This window comes from Geodermatophilus sp. URMC 61 (assembly GCF_052931555.1).
Genome location: NZ_JBRFHZ010000002.1, coordinates 3,088,118 through 3,106,810 on the forward strand (window position 1 = coordinate 3,088,118; position 18,693 = coordinate 3,106,810).

At 73.6% G+C, this 18,693-nt stretch carries 15 protein-coding genes and 1 tRNA gene; 5 read left to right on the forward strand and 11 right to left on the reverse strand.

What is annotated here, in order from left to right:
• Positions 1-6: 6 nt before the first annotated feature.
• The 4 genes from ACU610_RS14365 to ACU610_RS14380 form a co-directional block, all read right to left on the reverse strand.
• Positions 7-78: transfer RNA gene (locus ACU610_RS14365), tRNA-Gln, on the reverse strand.
• Positions 64-1,359, reverse strand: a complete 1,296-nt coding sequence (locus tag ACU610_RS14370) for a CPBP family intramembrane glutamic endopeptidase (RefSeq protein ID WP_446768385.1) — start codon at positions 1,357-1,359, stop codon at positions 64-66. The genes ACU610_RS14365 and ACU610_RS14370 overlap by 15 nt, the downstream gene beginning before the upstream one ends.
• Before the next feature lie 4 nt (positions 1,360-1,363).
• The gene (gene gltX / locus ACU610_RS14375; RefSeq protein WP_446768386.1) at positions 1,364-2,845 is read right to left on the reverse strand and encodes a glutamate--tRNA ligase; all 1,482 of its coding nucleotides are present in this window, start codon (positions 2,843-2,845) and stop codon (positions 1,364-1,366) included.
• Positions 2,842-3,654 (reverse strand): fumarylacetoacetate hydrolase family protein, encoded by an 813-nt coding sequence (locus ACU610_RS14380; RefSeq protein WP_446768387.1) that lies wholly within the window; start codon positions 3,652-3,654, stop codon positions 2,842-2,844. The genes gltX and ACU610_RS14380 overlap by 4 nt, the downstream gene beginning before the upstream one ends.
• Positions 3,655-3,714: 60 nt before the next feature.
• Between ACU610_RS14380 and ACU610_RS14385 the strand changes: the two genes are divergently transcribed.
• Together ACU610_RS14385 and ACU610_RS14390 are read left to right on the forward strand one after the other, a co-directional pair.
• Positions 3,715-4,095, forward strand: coding sequence for a VOC family protein (locus ACU610_RS14385; protein WP_446768388.1), 381 nt, complete (start codon positions 3,715-3,717; stop codon positions 4,093-4,095).
• Between the two features lie 23 nt (positions 4,096-4,118).
• Positions 4,119-4,448, forward strand: coding sequence for a putative quinol monooxygenase (locus ACU610_RS14390; protein WP_446768389.1), 330 nt, complete (start codon positions 4,119-4,121; stop codon positions 4,446-4,448).
• 63 nt (positions 4,449-4,511) lie between these two features.
• On the opposite strand, the gene cimA is transcribed toward ACU610_RS14390, so the two are convergent.
• Positions 4,512-6,086: a citramalate synthase gene (gene cimA / locus ACU610_RS14395; protein ID WP_446768390.1), complete on the reverse strand. Its 1,575-nt coding sequence runs from the start codon at positions 6,084-6,086 to the stop codon at positions 4,512-4,514.
• Positions 6,087-6,355: 269 nt separating this feature from the next.
• Between cimA and ACU610_RS14400 the strand changes: the two genes are divergently transcribed.
• Positions 6,356-7,855, forward strand: a complete 1,500-nt coding sequence (locus ACU610_RS14400; protein WP_446768391.1) for a class I adenylate-forming enzyme family protein — start codon at positions 6,356-6,358, stop codon at positions 7,853-7,855.
• Positions 7,856-7,978: 123 nt separating this feature from the next.
• On the opposite strand, the gene ACU610_RS14405 is transcribed toward ACU610_RS14400, so the two are convergent.
• The gene (locus ACU610_RS14405) at positions 7,979-9,001 is read right to left on the reverse strand and encodes a 3-isopropylmalate dehydrogenase (RefSeq protein WP_446768392.1); all 1,023 of its coding nucleotides are present in this window, start codon (positions 8,999-9,001) and stop codon (positions 7,979-7,981) included.
• Positions 9,002-9,017: 16 nt separating this feature from the next.
• Complete coding sequence (gene serA / locus ACU610_RS14410; RefSeq protein ID WP_446768393.1) at positions 9,018-10,619, reverse strand: phosphoglycerate dehydrogenase; 1,602 nt, start codon at positions 10,617-10,619, stop codon at positions 9,018-9,020.
• 161 nt (positions 10,620-10,780) lie between these two features.
• On the opposite strand from serA, the gene ACU610_RS14415 reads away from it, so the two are divergent.
• On the forward strand, positions 10,781-11,542 hold the full coding sequence (locus ACU610_RS14415) for a hypothetical protein (protein ID WP_446768394.1): 762 nt from the start codon (positions 10,781-10,783) through the stop codon (positions 11,540-11,542).
• A gap of 20 nt (positions 11,543-11,562) precedes the next feature.
• Positions 11,563-11,976 carry a hypothetical protein gene (locus ACU610_RS14420; protein ID WP_446768395.1) on the forward strand — a complete coding sequence of 138 codons (414 nt, stop codon included), beginning with the start codon at positions 11,563-11,565 and terminating at the stop codon, positions 11,974-11,976.
• Between the two features lie 64 nt (positions 11,977-12,040).
• Here the strand turns inward: ACU610_RS14420 and ilvC are convergent, their stop codons facing one another.
• From ilvC to ACU610_RS14440, 4 genes are all read right to left on the reverse strand, one after another.
• Positions 12,041-13,069 carry a ketol-acid reductoisomerase gene (gene ilvC / locus ACU610_RS14425; RefSeq protein ID WP_446768396.1) on the reverse strand — a complete coding sequence of 343 codons (1,029 nt, stop codon included), beginning with the start codon at positions 13,067-13,069 and terminating at the stop codon, positions 12,041-12,043.
• 90 nt (positions 13,070-13,159) lie between these two features.
• Entirely contained in the window at positions 13,160-13,687 is a 528-nt protein-coding gene (gene ilvN / locus ACU610_RS14430) for an acetolactate synthase small subunit (RefSeq protein WP_446768397.1), read from the reverse strand.
• Positions 13,688-13,811: 124 nt separating this feature from the next.
• Complete coding sequence (locus tag ACU610_RS14435; RefSeq protein WP_446768398.1) at positions 13,812-15,683, reverse strand: acetolactate synthase large subunit; 1,872 nt, start codon at positions 15,681-15,683, stop codon at positions 13,812-13,814.
• 305 nt (positions 15,684-15,988) lie between these two features.
• Positions 15,989-18,685: a putative bifunctional diguanylate cyclase/phosphodiesterase gene (locus tag ACU610_RS14440; protein ID WP_446768399.1), complete on the reverse strand. Its 2,697-nt coding sequence runs from the start codon at positions 18,683-18,685 to the stop codon at positions 15,989-15,991.
• Positions 18,686-18,693: the final 8 nt, after the last annotated feature.

Here is an 18,693-nt window from a genome sequence, read left to right on the forward strand (position 1 = left end):
TCCTCGCTGGGGTACCAGGACTCGAACCTAGACTAACGGAGCCAGAATCCGTCGGGCTGCCAATTACCCCATACCCCAAGGGTGGTGCTGCACCTCGCGGCGCTGCTGAACACCATACCCGATGGCCGGAGGCGGTCCGGGGACCCCCCGGGGTGACTGTCGTCGCAGGTCGAGGGCCTCGGTCCGCACCTCCGGCCGCAGCCGACGGCGGGTGCGCGCCACCAGAGCGACGTAGGCGGCCATGGCCAGCAGGTCGATGAGCACCACGAGCACGCCGGTCCCGGCGGGGACGGCGTCGGTGGCCACCCCCTCCCCCAGCGATCCGGCCAGCAGGAAGACCACCACGTTGTTGACGGCGTGCAGCACGATCGCCGCCTCGAGGCCGCCGGTCAGCCAGACGACCGCCGAGGCGGCCAGCCCGAAGGCGAACCGGTCCAGGAACGTCCAGACGTCGGGCGGCAGGTGCGCGGCCGAGAACAGCGACGCGGTCAGCACCGCGGCCACCACCGCACCCGCGCGGGGCCGGCCGACCCACCCGGCGATCGCCTGGCTGAGGTACCCGCGGAACACGTACTCCTCCGCGGCCGACTGCAGCGGCGTGGTCAGCAGCACGACGAGCAGCAGCCACCCGAACCCGTCCACCGGGCCGGTGACCTCCCAGTCACCGGCCACGAAGCCCAGCAGGACGCTCAGCAGGAGCCCGGCTGCCAGCGTGGGCAGCGCCAGCAGCGTGTACGGCGCCAGCAGCCGCCACCGCAGCCGGGTCAGCACCGACGACGACCAGCCGATCCGCATCCCGTGCGCGGCGGCCCACGACAGCCACACGCACGGGATTGCCACGATCAGCGAGACGTTCGTGAGCAGCAGCAGGCCGGGGTCGGTGAGGTCGGTCGGGTCGATCGCCGTGGGGTCCGGCAGCGCCCCGGTCGCGAACCCGGCGACGAACACCACCGCGGTCGCCACGAGGGTAGTGACGAGGTAGACCGCCGTGAACAGCAGCAGGCCCAGGAGCGGCCGCCACCAGTGCCAGTCACGCGAGCGCATGACCTGCAGGTACTCGACCGGCTCGTCGTGCGGCGGGATGCCCGGCGGCAGCTGCCACGGCACCCCGGGCGGGGGCGCCCACGGCGGCCCGGGTGGCGGCCCCCACGGCGGGGCGGTGTGCGGGCCAGGCTGCAGCGGCACCGGTCCGAGCGGCCACGGGACCGGCCCGGCCGCCGTCCCCACGCCGGGGGGCGGGTGCCCGCCGTACCGGGCCCCGGGGACGTACGGCGGCGCTCCGTAGGGGCCGGTCGGCGGCGGCCCGGTGTAGGGCTCGTCGTCCGGCACGGCCCAGCCGGGCGGTCCCGCTGCGCTCATCCGGTCACCCGGGGACGGCGGCCCGCGCCGTGGCGAGGCGGGCGAGGGTGCGCTCCCGACCGAGCAGCTCGATCGACTCGTACAGCGGCGGCGACACCGTGCGGCCGCTGACGGCGACGCGCACGGGGCCGAACGCCTGGCGCGGCTTGCGGCCCAGCCCCTCGACGAGCGCCTCCTTTAACGCCGCCTCGATGACCGACGTCGTCCACTCGGGCAGCTCGCGCAGCGCGGCCTGCGCGGCGTCGAGCACCTCGGCCGCCTCCGGGCCGGCCAGCTGCTTGGCCGCGGCCGCCGGGTCGATCTCGACGTCGTCGACGAACAGGAAGCCGAGCAGGTCCACGGCGTCCGAGAGGACGATCATGCGCTCCTGGGCCAGTGGCGCGATCGCCTCGAGGACCCGCCGTTGCTCGGCCGTCGGCGGCTCGGCGACCAGTCCGGCGCGGGCGAGGAAGGGCACCACGCGCTCGGTGAAGTCCTCCACCGGCAGCGCACGCAGGTGGGTGGCGTTGATCGCCTCGGCCTTCTTCAGGTCGAAGCGGGCCGGGTTGGCGCTGACCCGGGTGACGTCGAAGGCCTCGACCATCTCCTGCATCGAGAAGACGTCGCGGTCCTCGGCGATCGACCAGCCCAGCAACGCCAGGTAGTTGGCGAAACCCTCGGGGACGAAGCCGCGCTCGCGGTAGACGTCGACGTTGGACTGCGGGTCGCGCTTGGAGAGCTTCTTGTTGCCCTCCCCCGTCACGTAGGGCAGGTGGCCGAAGCGCGGCGCGCCGGAGGCCACGCCGATGTCGGTCAGCGCGGCGTAGAGCGCCAGCTGCCGCGGCGTGGAGGGCAGCAGGTCCTCCCCGCGCAGGACGTCGGTGATGCCCATGAGGGCGTCGTCCACCGGGTTGACGAACGGGTAGAGCGGCACCCCGGTGGCCCGGACGATGACGAAGTCGGGCACGGAGCCGGCCGCGAAGCGGATCTCCCCGCGGACCAGGTCGGTCCAGGCGAGGTCCTCGTCGGGCATGCGCAGCCGCAGCACCGGCTCGCGGCCCTCGGCACGGAAGGCCGCCTTCTGCTCGTCGGTCAGGAACCGGTCGGCGTTGTCGTAGCCGAGCTTCGGGTCCTGCCCCGCGGCCAGCCGGCGGGCCTCGACCTCCTCGTTCGTGGAGAAGGACTCGTAGGCGTGCCCGGCGGCCAGCAGCTTCTGGGCGACCTCGCGGTAGACCTCGTGCCGCTCGGACTGCCGGTACGGCCCGTGCGGGCCACCGACCTCCGGGCCCTCGTCCCACTCCAGACCCAGCCAGCGCAGGCTGTCGAGCAGGTGCCGGTAGGACTCCTCGGAGTCGCGGGATGCGTCGGTGTCCTCGATGCGGAAGACGAACGCGCCGCCGGTGTGCCGGGCGTGCGCCCAGTTGAACAGCGCCGTCCGGAGCAGGCCGACGTGCACCATCCCCGTCGGCGACGGGCAGAAGCGGGTGCGCACCGCGGGAGAGGTCATCGCGCACCGCCGGCGGTGGAGGCGGTGTCGGCGCCGCTGACGCCGTTGACCAGGGACCCCAGGCCCTCGATGGCGCACTCGACCCGCTGGCCGGGCCGGATCGGACCGACGCCGGCGGGGGTGCCGGTGAGCACGACGTCGCCGGGCAGCAGGGTCATCACCTGGGAGATGTAGGAGACCAACGTGGGGATGTCGAAGAGCAGCTGGCTGGTGCGGCCGGACTGGCGCAGCTCGCCGTCCACCGTGCAGGTGACCTCGAGGTCGGCGGGGTCCTTGCCGAGGCCGGCGAGGTCGGTCTCGATCCACGGGCCCAGCGGGCAGAAGGAGTCGAAGCCCTTGGCGCGGGTCCACTGCCCGTCGCTGGCCTGCATGTCCCGCTCGGTGACGTCGTTGGCGATCGTGTAGCCGAACACGCTGCTCAGCGCCTGCTCCGGGCTGACGTGGCGGGCGCCGCGGGCGCCGATGACGACGGCGAGCTCGACCTCGTGGTGCACGTTGGTGCTGCCCGGCGGGATGCGGATCGCGTCACCGGGGCCGATGACCGTCGTCGACGGCTTGAAGAACAGCAGCGGCTGCGACGGGGCGTCGCCGGTGCCCATCTCCTTCACGTGGTCGGCGTAGTTCTTGCCGACGGCCACCACCTTGCTCGGCAGGATCGGCGAGAGCAGCCGCACGTCGGCCTGCGCGTAGCGCTGACCGGTGAAGGAGATGGCGCCGAAGGGGTGGCCCTCGATCTGGGCGACCTGGCCGTCGCCGTCGAGGACGCCGAAGGACATGCCCGAGGGCGAGGCGAAGCGGACGATGCGCACGCTCCGAGGCTAGTCGCCGCTCTGCGGGCGCCCGTGCCGAGGACGACCTAGCGTGCCCCCATGGCCTGCCGTTTCTCAGAGCTCGTGGTGGACAGCCGCGACCCGGAGGCGCTGGCGGCCTTCTGGGCCGAGGTCCTCGGCTACGAGGTCCTCGGCCGGGACGAGGACGGCGCCGTGGAGATCGGCCCGAGGGCCGGCTTCGGCGGCCCGGCGCCGACGCTCGTCTTCGCCCCGGTGGCCGAGCCGACACCGGGCAAGGCGCGGCTGCACGTCGACGTCAGTCCCACCGACCGCGACCAGGACGCCGAACTGGACCGGCTGCTCGCGCTGGGAGCCACCCGTGCGGACGTGGGACAGTCCGGCGCGGAGAGCTGGCACGTGCTCGCCGACCCGGAGGGCAACGAGTTCTGCCTCCTGCGCCGCCGTCTCGACCCCCTGTGACCGAGTCCTGAGAGGAGCCCGACATGATCCTGATCGTCATCAAGATGCCCGTCCGGCCCGACCGCATCGACGAGTTCCGGACCCACGCCGACGAGTACGCCCGGGCGGTGAACGCCGAGGAGGGCAGCCTGTTCTTCGAGTGGTCGCGCAGCGTCGAGGACCCGAACACCTTCGTATGCATCGAGGGCTTCCGCGACGCCGAGGCCGGCGCCTCGCACGTCGCCACCCCGCACGCCAAGGCCGCGTTCGACTGGATGTCCGACCTGGTCGCCGAGCAGCCGCAGATCATCTACATCGACGCCCCGGAGGTCAGTGACTTCGGCCCCATGGGTGAGGTCAAGCCCAGGGGCTGAGTACCCGGTGACGTGCGCCCGTGGCGCGTTCCCCGGCCGGGGACGCGCCCCGGGCGCACATCGTCAGCGGTGACGGACGGCGTAGGTGAGGGCGTCGACCAGGGCGTGCCAGGAGGCCTCGACGATGTTGTCGTGGACGCCGACGGTGGTCCACTCCCCCACCCCGTCGGTGCTGTCGATGAGCACCCGCGTCGTGGCGCTGGTGCCGCCCGTCCACCCCAGGATGCGGACCTTGTAGTCGGCCAGCGAGACGTCGGCGAGCTGCGGGTACCGGCTGACCAGCGCCTGGCGCAGCGCGTTGTCCAGCGCGTTGACCGGGCCGTTGCCCTCGCCGGTGCTGATGACCCGCTGCCCGTCGACGTGCACCTTGACCGTGGCCTCGCTCATGACCTGGCCGTTGCCCCAGTGCTCGACGGAGGTCCGGTAGCTCTCCAGCTCGAACAGCGGCGGCGGTGCGTCGGGCAGCTCGGCGCGCAGCAACAGTTCGAAGGAGGCGTCCGCGGCCTCGAACGACCAGCCTCCGGCCTCGAGCACCTTGACCCGGTCGACGACCCGGCCGATGACGTCGGTCTGCCCGTCGAGGTCGACGCCGAGCTCGCGGCCCTTGAGCTCCACCGACGCCCGGCCGGCCATCTCGGTGACCAGGATGCGCATGTCGTTGCCCACGACCTCGGGGTCGAGGTGGTTGTACAGCTCGGGGCTGACCTTGATGGCGCTGGCGTGCAGGCCGGCCTTGTGCGCGAACGCCGAGGCACCGACGTAGGGCTGGTGCTCGTCGGGGGCGATGTTGGCCAGCTCGGCGATGGCGTGGCTGACCCGCTGCAGCTCGGCAAGGCAGCCCTCGGGGACGACCGGCAGGCCCATCTTGGTGACCAGGTTGGCGATGAGCACGAAGGTGTCGGCGTTGCCGGCGCGCTCCCCGTAGCCGTTCGCCGTCCCCTGCACGTGGGTGACGCCGGCCTCGACGGCGGCCAGGGTGTTGGCGACGGCGCAGCCCGTGTCGTCCTGGCAGTGGATGCCGAGCTTGCCCTCGACCCGTGACCGGACGTCGGCGACGACCCGGCCCACGCCCATCGGGAGCATGCCGCCGTTGGTGTCGCACAGGACGCCGACCTCGGCGCCGGCCGCGAACGCCGTCCGCAGCACCTCGACGCCGTAGTCGGGATCGGCGGCGTACCCGTCGAAGAAGTGCTCGCAGTCGAGGAACACCCGCCGGCCGTGCCCGACGAGGAACGCGACGGTGTCGCGCACCATCGCCAGGTTCTCCTCGAGCGTCGTCCGCAGCGCCTCGCGCACGTGCCGGACGTCGGACTTCGCCACCAGGCAGACCACCGGCGTCTCGGCGTCGAGCAGCGCACGCACCTGGGCGTCGTCCTCGACGCGGACGCCGGCCTTGCGGGTGGCGCCGAACGCCACCAGCTGGGCGTGCCGCAGCTTGAGCTCGGTGCGGGCGCGGGCGAAGAACTCGGTGTCCTTGGGCAGCGCCCCCGGCCAGCCGCCCTCGATGAAGCCGACGCCGATCTCGTCGAGCAGCCGGGCGACGGCCAGCTTGTCCGCGACGGAGTAGCTCACGCCCTCGCGCTGGGCGCCGTCGCGCAGCGTGGTGTCGAAGACGTGGAAGTCGAAGTGGGTGGACATCGGATCTCCTGCGGGTGGGCGGCCCGAACACGAAAAAGACCCCCCGGGTACGGGAGGTCGGCGCGCGGTCGGGGAGGTGACTGCGCGCTACGTGCTAATGAGCGAGGCGAGGGCGTTCGAGCCAGCGGAGTGCATCGCCGTCGAGTAAAGCACGCCCGGCCCTCCTGATCGACCGCCGCCGTGCCGTGCCCACCGATGGACACCCGGAGTGAGCCCCGACACACTGCCGAGCGGGAGGTCGCAGACGACGACGTCCACTGGAGGCCCGGGTGCCCTACCCGTTCGACCGCAGCGGTACCGAGGTCGGCCCCGACGGCGTCCGGCGCTACACCGGCCTGCCCCGGAACCTGACCACGGTGCTGCGCGCGGCGGTCGACGCGCACCCCGACGCGGAGGCGCTGATCGAGCTCGGCGGCGAGCGGGTGACCTACCAGCAGCTGTGGGACCGCGCGACGCGCGTCGCCGGCGGGCTGCGGGCCGCGGGCGTGCAGCCGGGTGACCGGGTCGCCAACCGGCTGCGCAACGGCAACGACTGGGTGTACGCGTTCTGGGGCACGCTGCTCGCCGGCGCGGTCGTCGTCCCGGTGAACACCCGCCTCGCCGACCCCGAGGTCCGCTACGTCGTCGAGGACTCCGGTGCCGCGTACGTCGTGGAGCCCGGGGCCGCGCTGCCCGACGGCGAACCGGTGGCGGTGACCGACCAGGGGCACACCGACCTGGCCGCGATCTTCTACACCAGTGGCACCACCGGCTTCCCCAAGGGGGCGATGACCACCCACGAGAACTTCCTGTCGAACGTCGAGACCTGCCTGCGCTGCCTGTCCCTCGACCGCGGGCAGCATCTGACCACGCTCATCTCGGTGCCGCTGTTCCACGTCACCGGCTGCAACTCCCAGCTGCTGGTCGTCACGGCGACCGCCGGGCGGGCGGTGGTCATGCCGGTCTTCGAGGTCCACGCCTTCCTGCGCGCCATCGCCGACGAGCGCGTCGACGTGCTCACGACGGTGCCGGCGGTCTACTGGCTGGCGTTGCAGCAACCCGACTTCGCCGACGTCGACACCTCGTCGGTCCGGGCGCTCAGCTACGGCGGGGCGCCCATCGCACCGGACCTCGTGCACCGCATCGAGGAGGCCTTCCCGACCGCGCGCGTCGGCAACGGCTTCGGGCTGACCGAGACGTCGTCGGTGTCGACCTACCTGCCCGACGAGTACGCCGCCGAGCACGCCGACTCGGTGGGCTTCCCGGCGCCCGTGGTCGACCTGGACCTCGCCGACGCCGATCCGGGGACCGGCGTCGGCGAGCTGCTGATCCGTGGACCGAACGTCGTCGCCGGCTACTGGCGCAAGCCGGAGCAGACGGCGGAGTCGTTCGTCGACGGGTGGCTGCACAGCGGCGACCTCGCCCGCATCGACGACGAGGGCCTCGTGTACGTCGTCGACCGCAAGAAGGACATGATCAACCGCGGCGGCGAGAACGTGTACTGCGTCGAGGTGGAGAACGCCCTGGCCGCACACCCGGCCGTGGGCGAGGTCGCGGTCGTCGGCGTCGCCGACCCGGTGATGGGCGAGAAGGTCGGCGCCGTCGTCGTCCCCCTGCCCGGCCGGGACCTCGACCCGGACGACCTGGTCGCCTTCGCCCGCGAGCGGCTGGCCGACTTCAAGGTGCCGCGGTACCTGTCCGTCCGCAGCGAGCCGCTGCCCCGCAACCCCGGGGGCAAGGTGCTCAAGCCGCAGCTGCGGGAGCAGGGCGACTGGCAGCCCGTCCGCTGAGGAAGGAGCACCTCTCCCCCACGCCTCGTCGCAGGACCTTGTCCCTCCCGTGGGAGGGACGGGCGGCCACCCTTCAGGGGCCCGCGCCGAGCCTGCGAGGCGTGGGGGAAGGGTGGCCCTTCCTCAGCCGCCGGCCAGCGCGGCGAGCCGGTCGCCGACCTCCTGGGTGCGCACGGGGCCCTGCGGGCCCCGTGCGGAGAGGTCGAAGGCGACGGCCGCGTTGACCTTCTTGGCCTGGTCGGCGCGGCCGAGGTGCTCGAGCAGCAGGCCGACCGACAGCACCGTGGCGGTCGGGTCGGCGACGCCCGTGCCGGCGATGTCGGGCGCCGAGCCGTGCACCGGCTCGAACATGCTCGGGTTGGTGCCCGAGGCGTCGAGGTTGCCGCTGGCGGCCAGCCCGATGCCGCCGGTGACGGCCGCCGCCAGGTCGGTGACGATGTCGCCGAACAGGTTGTCGGTGACGATGACGTCGAAGCGGCCCGGGTCGGTCACGAAGAACATCGAGGCCGCGTCGACGTGCTGGTAGGCGACGGTGACCTCGGGGAACTCCGCGGAGACCTCCTCGACCGTCCGCGACCACAGCGACCCGGCGTGCGTGAGCACGTTGGTCTTGTGGATCAGCGTCAGGTGCTTGCGCGGCCGGGCGACGGCCCGCTCGAAGGCGTAGCGGACGACCCGCTCGACACCGAACGCGGTGTTCAGGCTGACCTCGGTGGCCACCTCGTGCGGGGTGTCGCGGCGCAGGACGCCGCCGTTGCCCACGTAGGGCCCCTCGGTGCCCTCGCGCACGCACAGCATGTCGATGGGGGCGGGGTCGGCCAGGGGGCTGCGGACGCCGTCGAACAGCCGGGCGGGGCGCAGGTTGACGTGGTGGTCGAGCTCGAAGCGCAGCCGCAGGAGGAGCCCCCGCTCGAGGATCCCCGGCGGGACGCTGGGGTCACCGATGGCACCCAGCAGGATCCCGTCGTGCTGGCGCAGCTCGTCGAGCACCGTGTCCGGCAGCAGCTCGCCGGTGCGCTGCCAGCGCGACGCACCGAGGTCGTAGGGGGTGCTCTCGACGTCGGGGGCGACCGCGCGGAGGACCTTGAGGCCCTCGGCCACCACCTCCGGGCCGATGCCGTCTCCGGGGATCACTGCCAGGCGCATGGATGACGACCCTAGGTCAGCGCGGCGTGAGGTCCGCGGAGCGGGCCTCACGCGCGCCGATCCGGCCGGCGATGTCACCGAGCAGCTCGGCCGGCACCGGGCTGTCGACGGTCACCGCCATGAGGGCCTCGCCGCCCCTGGTGGTGCGGCTGACCTGCGCACCGGCGATGTTGATGCTGGCCTCGCCCAGCGCTGCGCCGACGGTGCCCACGATGCCCGGGCGGTCGGTGTAGACGAAGAAGAGCAGGTGACCCGATGCGTCGAGGTCCATGTCGAAGCCGTTGACCTCGACCAGCTTGGGTACCTGGTTCTTGCCGAAGAGGGTGCCCGAGACCGTCACCTCGGTACCGTCGGCCATCGCGCCGCGGACGCTGATGAGGTTGCGGTAGTCCGGGCTCTCCACCTCGGTGGTGAGCGCCACCTCGAGGCCGCGCTGCTCGGCGAACAGCGGGGCGTTGACGTAGGTGACCTGCTCCTCGACGACATCGAGGAAGACGCCCTTGAGGACGGCGAGCTGCAGCACCGAGTCGTCGAACTCGGCGATCCTGCCCCTGACCTCGACGGTGACCGACTGGGCCAGCCCGCCGGCCACGGCGGTGAAGACCCGGCCGAGCTTCTCGGCCAGCGGCAGCCCCGGGCGGACGTCCTCGGCGACGACCCCGCCGGCCTGGACGTTCACCGCGTCCGGCACGAAGTCGCCCTGCAGCGCCAGCCGCACCGAGTGCGCCACCGCGGTGCCGGCCTTGTCCTGCGCCTCGGTCGTCGAGGCGCCCAGGTGCGGGGTGACGACGGTGTTGGGCAGGGTGAACAGCGGGCTGTCCGTGCACGGCTCGGTGGCGTAGACGTCGATGCCGGCGGCACGCACCTGCCCCGACTTCAGGGCGTCGGCCAGCGCCTCCTCGTCGACCAGACCGCCGCGGGCGGCGTTGACGAGGATCACGCCGGGCTTGGCGGTCGCCAGCTCCGCGGCGCCGATCAGGCCCAGCGTCTCCGGCGTCTTCGGCAGGTGGATGGTGATGAAGTCGGACTCGCGGAGCAGCTCCTCCAGCGACACCATGCGGACGCCGAGCTGCGCGGCGCGGCCCGGCTGGATGTAGGGGTCGTAGGCGATCAGCGTCACGTCGAACGCGGCCAGCCGCTGGGCGACCAGTTGGCCGATCCGCCCCAGGCCGACCACGCCGACGACCTTGTCGGTGACCTCGACGCCGGTGAACTTCGAGCGCTTCCAGGTGCCCTCGCGCAGCGACGCGTCGGCGGCCGGGATGTGCCGGGCGGCGGCCAGCAGCAGTGCCACGGCGTGCTCGGCCGCGCTGACGATGTTCGAGGTGGGGGCGTTGACGACCATGACGCCGCGCTCGGTCGCAGCCGACACGTCGACGTTGTCCAGCCCGATGCCGGCGCGCGCGACCACCTTCAGGTTGGGGGCGGCGGCCAGCGCCTCGGCGTCGATCTGCGTGGCGCTGCGGATCATCACGGCGGCGGCGTCGGCCAGCGCCGGCAGCAGGGCGGCGCGGTCGGCGCCGTCCACATGGCGGATCTCGACGTCGCGCCCCAGCACCTCCAGGACGCTGGGCGCGAGTTCTTCGGCGATCAGGACGACGGGCGCGGTCGTGGTCACGGCACGACAGCCTAGGGAGCAGCGCCGTCCTGCGGCCGACCCGCCTCGTCCCCGTGACGATCCGCGCACCCCGCGGACGAGGGGGGTTGCTTGCCGGGTGGGGACGGGGCGGACATCCTGGCCCGGACGGTCGGCGGATGCCGGCGCCGACGGAGGAGAGCATGAGCACCCACGACGACGAGCACGGCTCCGGCACGGACCCGCGGTACACCCCCCCGCAGCAGTACGGGCAGCCGCCACAGCAGGCCGGGCCGCCGTACGGGGGCCAGCAGTACCCGCCCTCCCCCTACGGCCAGCCCGGCTACCCGCAGCAGTACGGCCAGCCGGGGTACGCACCGCAGTACGGCCAGCCGGGCGGGTACGGCCCGTACGCGCCGCAGGGCCAATACGGGCAATACGGCCAGTACGGGCAGTACGGCCAGACGGCGGTGCCCGCGCGCCCCACGCCGGTCGTGGTCGCCGCCGTCCTCGGCTTCGTCTTCGGCGCCTTCGGCGTGCTGGTGTCCCTGGGGCTGCTCCTGGGTGGCGCGGTGTTCGGCGCCGTCTTCGACGACCTGGTCGCCAGCGACCCGGCCTTCCAGGACGTCGACACCAGCGGGGTCGACACCGGCCAGATCACCGGCGTGCTCGTGGTCCTGGGTGTCCTCGCGCTGGTCTGGACCGTGCTGATGGTCTGGGGCGCGGTGGGTGCGCTGACCGGGCGCAGCCGCGTGCTCCTGGTGGTGGGTGGGGCGATCGCCGTGGCGGTGACCGGGTTCCTCCTGGTCACCGTCCTGTCCGGCGTGTCGACCGGCGGGGCCGGTGGCGGCGAGGTGGTCTTCTCCCTGCTGCTGTTCCTCGCGGCCCTGGCGATCGTCGTGCTGCTGTGCCTCCGGCCCGCCGCGCAGTACTTCGCCGCGCACCGCGCGCGGCGGGGCCGCTGACGCCGGGCTGGGGGTGCCCCGTGTCCTCGACCGGCCGGCCCGGCGCCCCCGGCCGGAAGCGGCCACCGCACGTCCTCATGGCCGGCGTCGCCGGGTTCGCCGAGGCCACGCTGCTGTTCCTGGTGGCCCTCGTGTCGTTCACCTTCAGCGCCCAGGTGCCCCTGCTGGCCCTGTTCGGCGTCTTCTACCTGGCGCTGACCGCAGCGTGCCTGTGGGGCGCGGTGTCGGCGCTGCGGGGTCGGGCCGGCCGGTCGCTGGTCGCCGCCTCGGCGGTCACCGGTGTCGTCGCCCTGGGCAGCATCGTCGTCGGGGTCCTGCAGGGCCAGAGCGTGAGCTTCCTGCCCGCGCTGCTCCTGCTGCTCGCCGTCGGGGCGGTGGCGCTGCTGCTGCAGGCGCCGTCCCGGGAGTGGTTCGCCGAGCGCCACGACCACTAGCCCGTGGATCGACAGAGGCCCCCGCTGCCGGCCGGCAGCGGGGGCCTCTGGTGTCCCTGTCGGTTCAGCCGCGCGCGGCGGTGCCGGTGTAGTCGTCGGACGCCGACACCCAGCTCATCAGGCCGCGCAGCTTGCGCCCGGTCTCCTCGATCGGGTGCGCCTCGGCCTCGGCCCGGCGGCGCTTGAAGTCCGGCGCACCGGCGTCCTGGTCGGCGATGAACTCCGCCGCCCAGGAGCCGTCCTTGATCCGGGCGAGCACGTCCTTCATGGCGTCCTTGACGTGCTGGTCGATGATCTTCGGGCCGGAGGTGTAGTCGCCGTACTCGGCGGTGTCGGAGACCGACCAGCGCTGCTTGGCGATGCCACCCTCGTACATGAGGTCGACGATCAGCTTCAGCTCGTGCAGGCACTCGAAGTAGGCGACCTCGGGCTGGTAGCCGGCCTCGGTGAGGGTCTCGAACCCGGCGGTGATCAGCGCGCTGGCGCCGCCGCACAGCACGGCCTGCTCGCCGAACAGGTCGGTCTCGGTCTCCTCGGCGAAGGTCGTCTTGATGACGCCGGCGCGGGTGCCGCCGATGGCCTTGGCGTAGGACAGCGCCAGCGGCAGCGCCTGACCGCTGGCGTCCTGCTCGACGGCGACGAGCGCCGGCACGCCCTTGCCGTTCTCGAACTCGCGGCGCACCAGGTGGCCGGGGCCCTTGGGGGCGACCATGGCGACGTCGACACCGGCCGGGGGCTTGATGTAGCCGAACCGGATGTTGAAGCCGTGGCCGAAGAACAGGGCGTCGCCGTCCTGCAGGTTGGGCTCGATGGACTCGGCGTACAGCTTCCGCTGCACGTGGTCCGGGGCGAGGATCATGATCAGGTCGGACTCGGCGGCGGCCTCGGCCGGGGTCACGACCCGCAGGCCCTCGGCCTCGGCCTTGGGCCGGCTCTTGCTGCCCTCGGGCAGGCCGACGCGGACGTCGACACCCGAGTCGCGCAGCGACAGCGCGTGGGCGTGGCCCTGGCTGCCGTAGCCGATGACGGCGACGGTGCGCCCCTGGACGATCGACAGGTCGGCGTCGTCGTCGTAGAAGATCTCGGCGGCCATAGGTGTGCAGTCCCTTCAGTTCAGTACGGGGGTCGGGCGGCCCCTCTCCAGAGGCTCGCCCCGAGCGTGCGAGGGGTGAGGAGAGGGGCCTTATCCGGTGCGCTCGACCGGGCGCAAGGTACCGGCGCCGCTCATCGAGCGCGGACCCCGGCCCAGGGCGACCGTGCCCGACTGGGCCATCTCCTTGATGCCCAGGGGGGCGAGGACGGCGAGCAGGGCCTGGAGCTTGTCCGGCGTGCCGGTCGCCTCCAGGGTCACGGTGTCGGTGTTCACGTCCACGACGCGGGCACGGAACAGCTCGGCGGTCTGCAGCACCTGCGTGCGGTCGGCCATCGGCGCGCGCACCTTGACCAGCAGCAGCTCGCGCTGGACGGCGGCCTCGGCCTCCAGCTCGACGATCTTGATGACCTCGACGAGCTTGTTCAGCTGCTTGGTGATCTGCTCCAGCGGCTGGCTCTCGGCGTCGGCGACGATCGTCATCCGGGACAGGTCCGGGTTCTCGGTCGGCCCGACGGCGAGGGACTCGATGTTGAAGCCGCGCCGGCTGAACAGGGCCGAGACCCGGGCGAGGACGCCGGCCTTGTTCTCGACCAGGACCGACAGGGTGTGGCGGGACATTGCTCAACTTCCTTTCAGGACCGACCGGCCCCGGGGCGGCCCCCTCCAGGGTCCCGCCCCGAGCTTGCGGGGGTGGGGAGGAGGGGGTCCTTCTACGAGGGGGAGGAGGACGGGGTCCTCCCGCTCACACCTGGCCGTCGCCGAAGACCGGGCGGACGTCCCGCGCGGCCAGGATGTCGTCGTTGCTGGCGCCGGCGGCCACCATCGGCCACACCTGGGCGTCGGCCCCGACGATGAAGTCGATGACCACCGGGGCGTCGTCGATGGCCATCGCCTTCTCGATGACGGCGTCGACGTCGTCCTTGCTCTCGCAGCGCAGGCCGACGCAGCCCAGCGCCTCGGCCAGCGCCACGAAGTCGGGGATGCGCACCGGCGTGGGCCGGCCCTCGGCGTCGACCGGGTGCAGCTTGGTGTTGGAGTAGCGGCCCTCGTAGAAGAGGGTCTGCCACTGGCGGACCATGCCGAGGTTGCCGTTGTTGATCAGGGCGACCTTGATCGGGATCCCCTCGATGGCGCAGGTGGCCAGCTCCTGGTTGGTCATCTGGAAGCAGCCGTCGCCGTCGATCGCCCACACGGTGGCGTCCGGGCAGCCGTACTTGGCGCCCATCGCCGCGGGGACGGCGTAGCCCATCGTCCCGAGGCCGCCGCTGTTGAGCCAGGTGCCGGGCTTCTCGTACTTGATGAACTGGGCGGCCCACATCTGGTGCTGGCCGACCCCGGAGGCGTAGATCGCGTCCGGCCCGGCGATCGCGCCCAGCCGCTCGATGACGTACTGCGGAGACAGCGCGCCGTCCTCGGGCCAGTCGTAGCCGAGCGGGTACTTCTGGCGCCACTGGTCCAGCTGGGCCCACCAGGCGGACAGGTCGGGGGCGCGGCCGGCGTCGCGCTCGGCGCGCAGCGCGGTCACCAGCTCGGCGATCGTCTCCCGCGCGTCCCCGACGATGGGCACGTCGGCCTTGCGGTTCTTGCCGATCTCCGCCGGGTCGATGTCGGCGTGCACGACCTTGGCCTCGGGGGCGAACGACGACAGCTGGCCGGTGACCCGGTCGTCGAAGCGGGCGCCGAGGGCGACGAGCAGGTCGGCCTTCTGCAGGGCGGTGACCGCGGTGACGTTGCCGTGCATGCCCGGCATCCCGAGGTTCTGCGGGTGGCTGTCCGGGAACGCACCGCGCGCCATGAGGGTGGTGACCACCGGGGCACCGGTGAGCTCGGCCAGCTCGGCCAGCTCGGCGCTCGCCTGCGCCTTGATGACACCGCCGCCCACGTAGAGCACCGGTCGGCGGGCGGCGGCGATCAGCGCGGCGGCCTCGCGGACCTGCTTGCCGTGCGGGCGGATGGTCGGCTTGTAGCCGGGCAGGTCCAGCCGCGGCGGCCAGGAGAAGTCGGTGGTGGCCTGCAGGGCGTCCTTGGAGATGTCGACCAGGACCGGGCCGGGACGGCCGGTGGCGGCGAGGTGGAACGCCTCGGCGATCCGCTGCGGGATCTCGGCGGCGTCGGTGACCAGGAAGTTGTGCTTGGTGATCGGCATCGTGATGCCGCGGATGTCGGCCTCCTGGAAGGCGTCCGTGCCGATCGCCGCACTCGGGACCTGGCCGGTGATCGCCACGATCGGGACCGAGTCCATGTAGGCGTCGGCCAGCGGGGTGACCAGGTTGGTCGCACCGGGACCGGAGGTGGCCATGCACACGCCGACCCGGCCGGTGGCCTGGGCGTAGCCGGTGGCCGCGTGCCCGGCGCCCTGCTCGTGCCGGACGAGCACGTGGCGCATGCGGGAGTCGAACAGCGGGTCGTAGGCGGGCAGGATCGCCCCGCCCGGGATGCCGAAGACCACCTCGACGCCGACGGCCTCGAGCGACCGGACGAGGCTCTGCGCCCCGGTGATGCCGGTGAGCGGCTCGGCGGCCGCCTCCGCGACCGAGCGGGCGGTCGTCTCGACCCCCGTCAGTGCCTCGGCGGCCTCGCGGGTGGCGGACCCACCCGGGGTGGTGCTGGTCATGGCGTCTCCTGGCCGTGCATCTCGCTGGTCGGGCCTTGCTGGGTGCCCCGGGACGGGGCCGTCGGTCGGTGCCGTGCGGTGTCGGCGGTGCCTGCGGCGCGGGCCGGCGGCATCGGGAGGAGGTCGGGGCCCGCAAACGAAAAACCCCTCGTGCCTGCGGGCACAGAGGGGTCAGCGCGTCGGTCGAGGGGACCGACGCGCTAGGCGACTACGAGGAGCAGGCAGGCCGGGCGCACCCGGCCACTGTGCGCCTCGACCAGGCCCGCCGTCAACCAGACCGTCTCATTAAGTGAGATGGAGTGTCGTCAGACGTGGGACAGCGTGCGGGTGCCGTCGAGCGCGACCGCGACCGGCTCGGCGAGCACCGCGGCCAGGTCGGCGACGGGCATCGGGCGGCCGAGCAGGTATCCCTGCAGGAACCGGCAGCCCAGCCGGCGCAGCGCCGCGAGCTGTCCGGGTGTCTCCACGCCCTCGGCGACGACGTCCATGCCGAGGGTGCGGCCCAGCTCGACGACGCTGGCGACGACGGCCGCGGTGCGCGGGTCGTCCTCGATGTGGGCGACGAAGTCGCGGTCCATCTTGAGGACGTCGACGGGCAGCCGGGACAGCCGCGCCAGGGTGGAGTGGCCCTTGCCGAAGTCGTCGATGGAGATGACGCAGCCGGCCTCGCGCAGCGCGGCCAGCTCGCGCTCCACGCGGTCCTCGGCGTCGACGAGCACCGACTCGGTGATCTCGAGCATCAGCCGGGAGGCCGGCACGCCGGAGGCGGCGAGCGCCCGCTCGACGTCGGCCGCCAGGCAGCCGGCCTGAAGGTGCCGGACGGAGACGTTGACGCCCAGCTTCAGATCGTGCCCCTGCGCCAGCAGCGGTGCCAGGGCCGCGGTCGCGGCGCCGAGCACCCAGCGCTCCAGCGGCACGATGAGGCCCTCGTCCTCGGCCACCCCGACGAACTCCTCCGGAGGGACGTCGCCCAGCTCGCGGTGCCGCCAGCGCACCAGGGCCTCCAGGCCGAGCACGCGGCCCTCCTCCACGCCGACGACCGGCTGGAGCACCACCGACAGAGCGCCGTCGGCGATCGCGTCGGGCAGGTCCCGGGCCAGCCGGGCGCGCCGGTCGACGACCCGGTCCAGCGCCTCGCCGGTGGTCCGGACGCACTTCTTGCCGGCGGCCTTGGCCGTCCGCAGCGCCAGGTCGGCCCGCCGCAGGGCCTCGGCGGGGTCCCCGCCGACGCGCACCTCGGCCACGCCGACGCTGCCGGAGACCGGCAGGGCCAGCCCGCCGGGGCCACTGCCGTCGGGGGCCGGCGGGCGGTGCTCGCGGTCGAGCAGCACGACCAGCCGCTCGGCGAGCACGGTGGCCTCGTCCCGGCCGGCGCGCACGAGGACGGCGAACTCGTCGCCCCCGAGCCGGGCGACGACGTCGCCCTCCCGCGCGGCAGCGCGCAGGGTCTCGGCCACCTCGCAGAGCAGCCGGTCGCCCGCGTCGTGGCCGGCGACGTCGTTGACCGCCTTGAAGCCGTCGAGGTCGATGAGCAGCAGGCAGCCGGGGCCGGTGCCGGCGGACACCTCGCCGAGCGCCGCCGTGAGGCGGGCGCGGTTGGGCAGGCCGGTGAGGAAGTCGGTGTAGGCCATCCGCTCCAGCTCACGCTGGCTCGACCGGCGGTCGGTGACGTCCCGCAGGTGCAGGATCAGCCCCTCGCCCCCGTCGGCGCCCGGGAGCGCGGTCCGGGCGGCGCCCGACAGCTCCACCTCGCCCCAGGCCCCGGCCCTGGTGCCCAACCGCACGGTCGCGGGAAGCACTCCGACGGTGGCGCCGTTGCGCACCGCCTGCGCCACCGTGGCCAGCAGCGGGCGGTCGTCAGCGTGCAGCAGGGCGACCAGCGAGCGGCCGGCGAGGTCGCCGTCGCTCCAGCCGAGCTGGGCCTCCACGGCACCCGAGGTCCAGCCGATCCGGCCGGTGCCGTCGAGGACGACGGTGACCGCGTCACCGCTGTGCACCAGGGCGCGGAAGTGCCCCTCGGTGCGCAGCAGGCGCCGGGTGAGCCGGTAGCCGTCGCCGGCCCACAGGACGGTGCGCACCGAGGTCAGGGCGACGAGCGCCGCTCCGCCGCCGGCCTCCACCGGGTCGATCCCACGCCCGGCCAGCACGCCGGCGAGGAGCAGCAGCAGGACGCTCGAGGCGATGCCCGAGGCCAGCACCAGGCCCCGCAGCGGGACGATCGGCCGGTCGAGTTCCGGCGTCGTCGGCTCGCCGGGGTCGGCCCGCACGGCCAGCACGATCGCGGCCAGCATGGCCAGCCAGGCCTGCTCGGTGACGACGGTGGCGGCGGTGCTGCCCAGCGTCCGGCCGAGGGCACCCCCGATCGCGACGACCGCCATCGCGACGGAGGCGACCAGCAGCCCGACCGCGGCGCCGCGGCGCGCGCCACGGACCCCGGTGACGGTGACCAGCCCGACGCCGACGAGGACGGCGCCGACCACCGGGTAGCCCACGGCGATCAACCCGTCGGCCGCGCCGTCCACGCCGGTGAGCAGGGCAGCCAGCAGCACGTGGCCGAGCACGGCCACCGCCAGCGTCGCGATGAGGCCGTCGAGCACCGTGCGCGAGCCGGGCCACCGGCGCGAGCGCGGCGGCAGCAGCCGGAGCGCGGCCAGGACGGCGACCGGCACCGCCAGCAGCATCGGCACGTCCTCGGCGCCACCGAACTCCAGGTCCGCGCCGGCGCGGACGGTGGCGAGGACCTGACCCACGGCCAGCAGACCCAGGGCGACCGCCAGCGCCCGCCACGGCCGCGCGGACCGGGCCGGCAGCCGGGAGGCGCCGCGCTGCGCCACGACCGCTGCCGCGCCGGAGCCGAGGGCCAGGCAGGCGGGGACGAGTGCGGGGGCCAGCGGGGACCGGGTCAGCTCCAGGACGGCCGTGGCCGCGGCCAGCAGCCCGAGCAGGACGAGGACCGGCGGTGCGCCGAGGACGCCGGACCGCGGTGGCCCCGTCCAGGGCACCGCCCCGA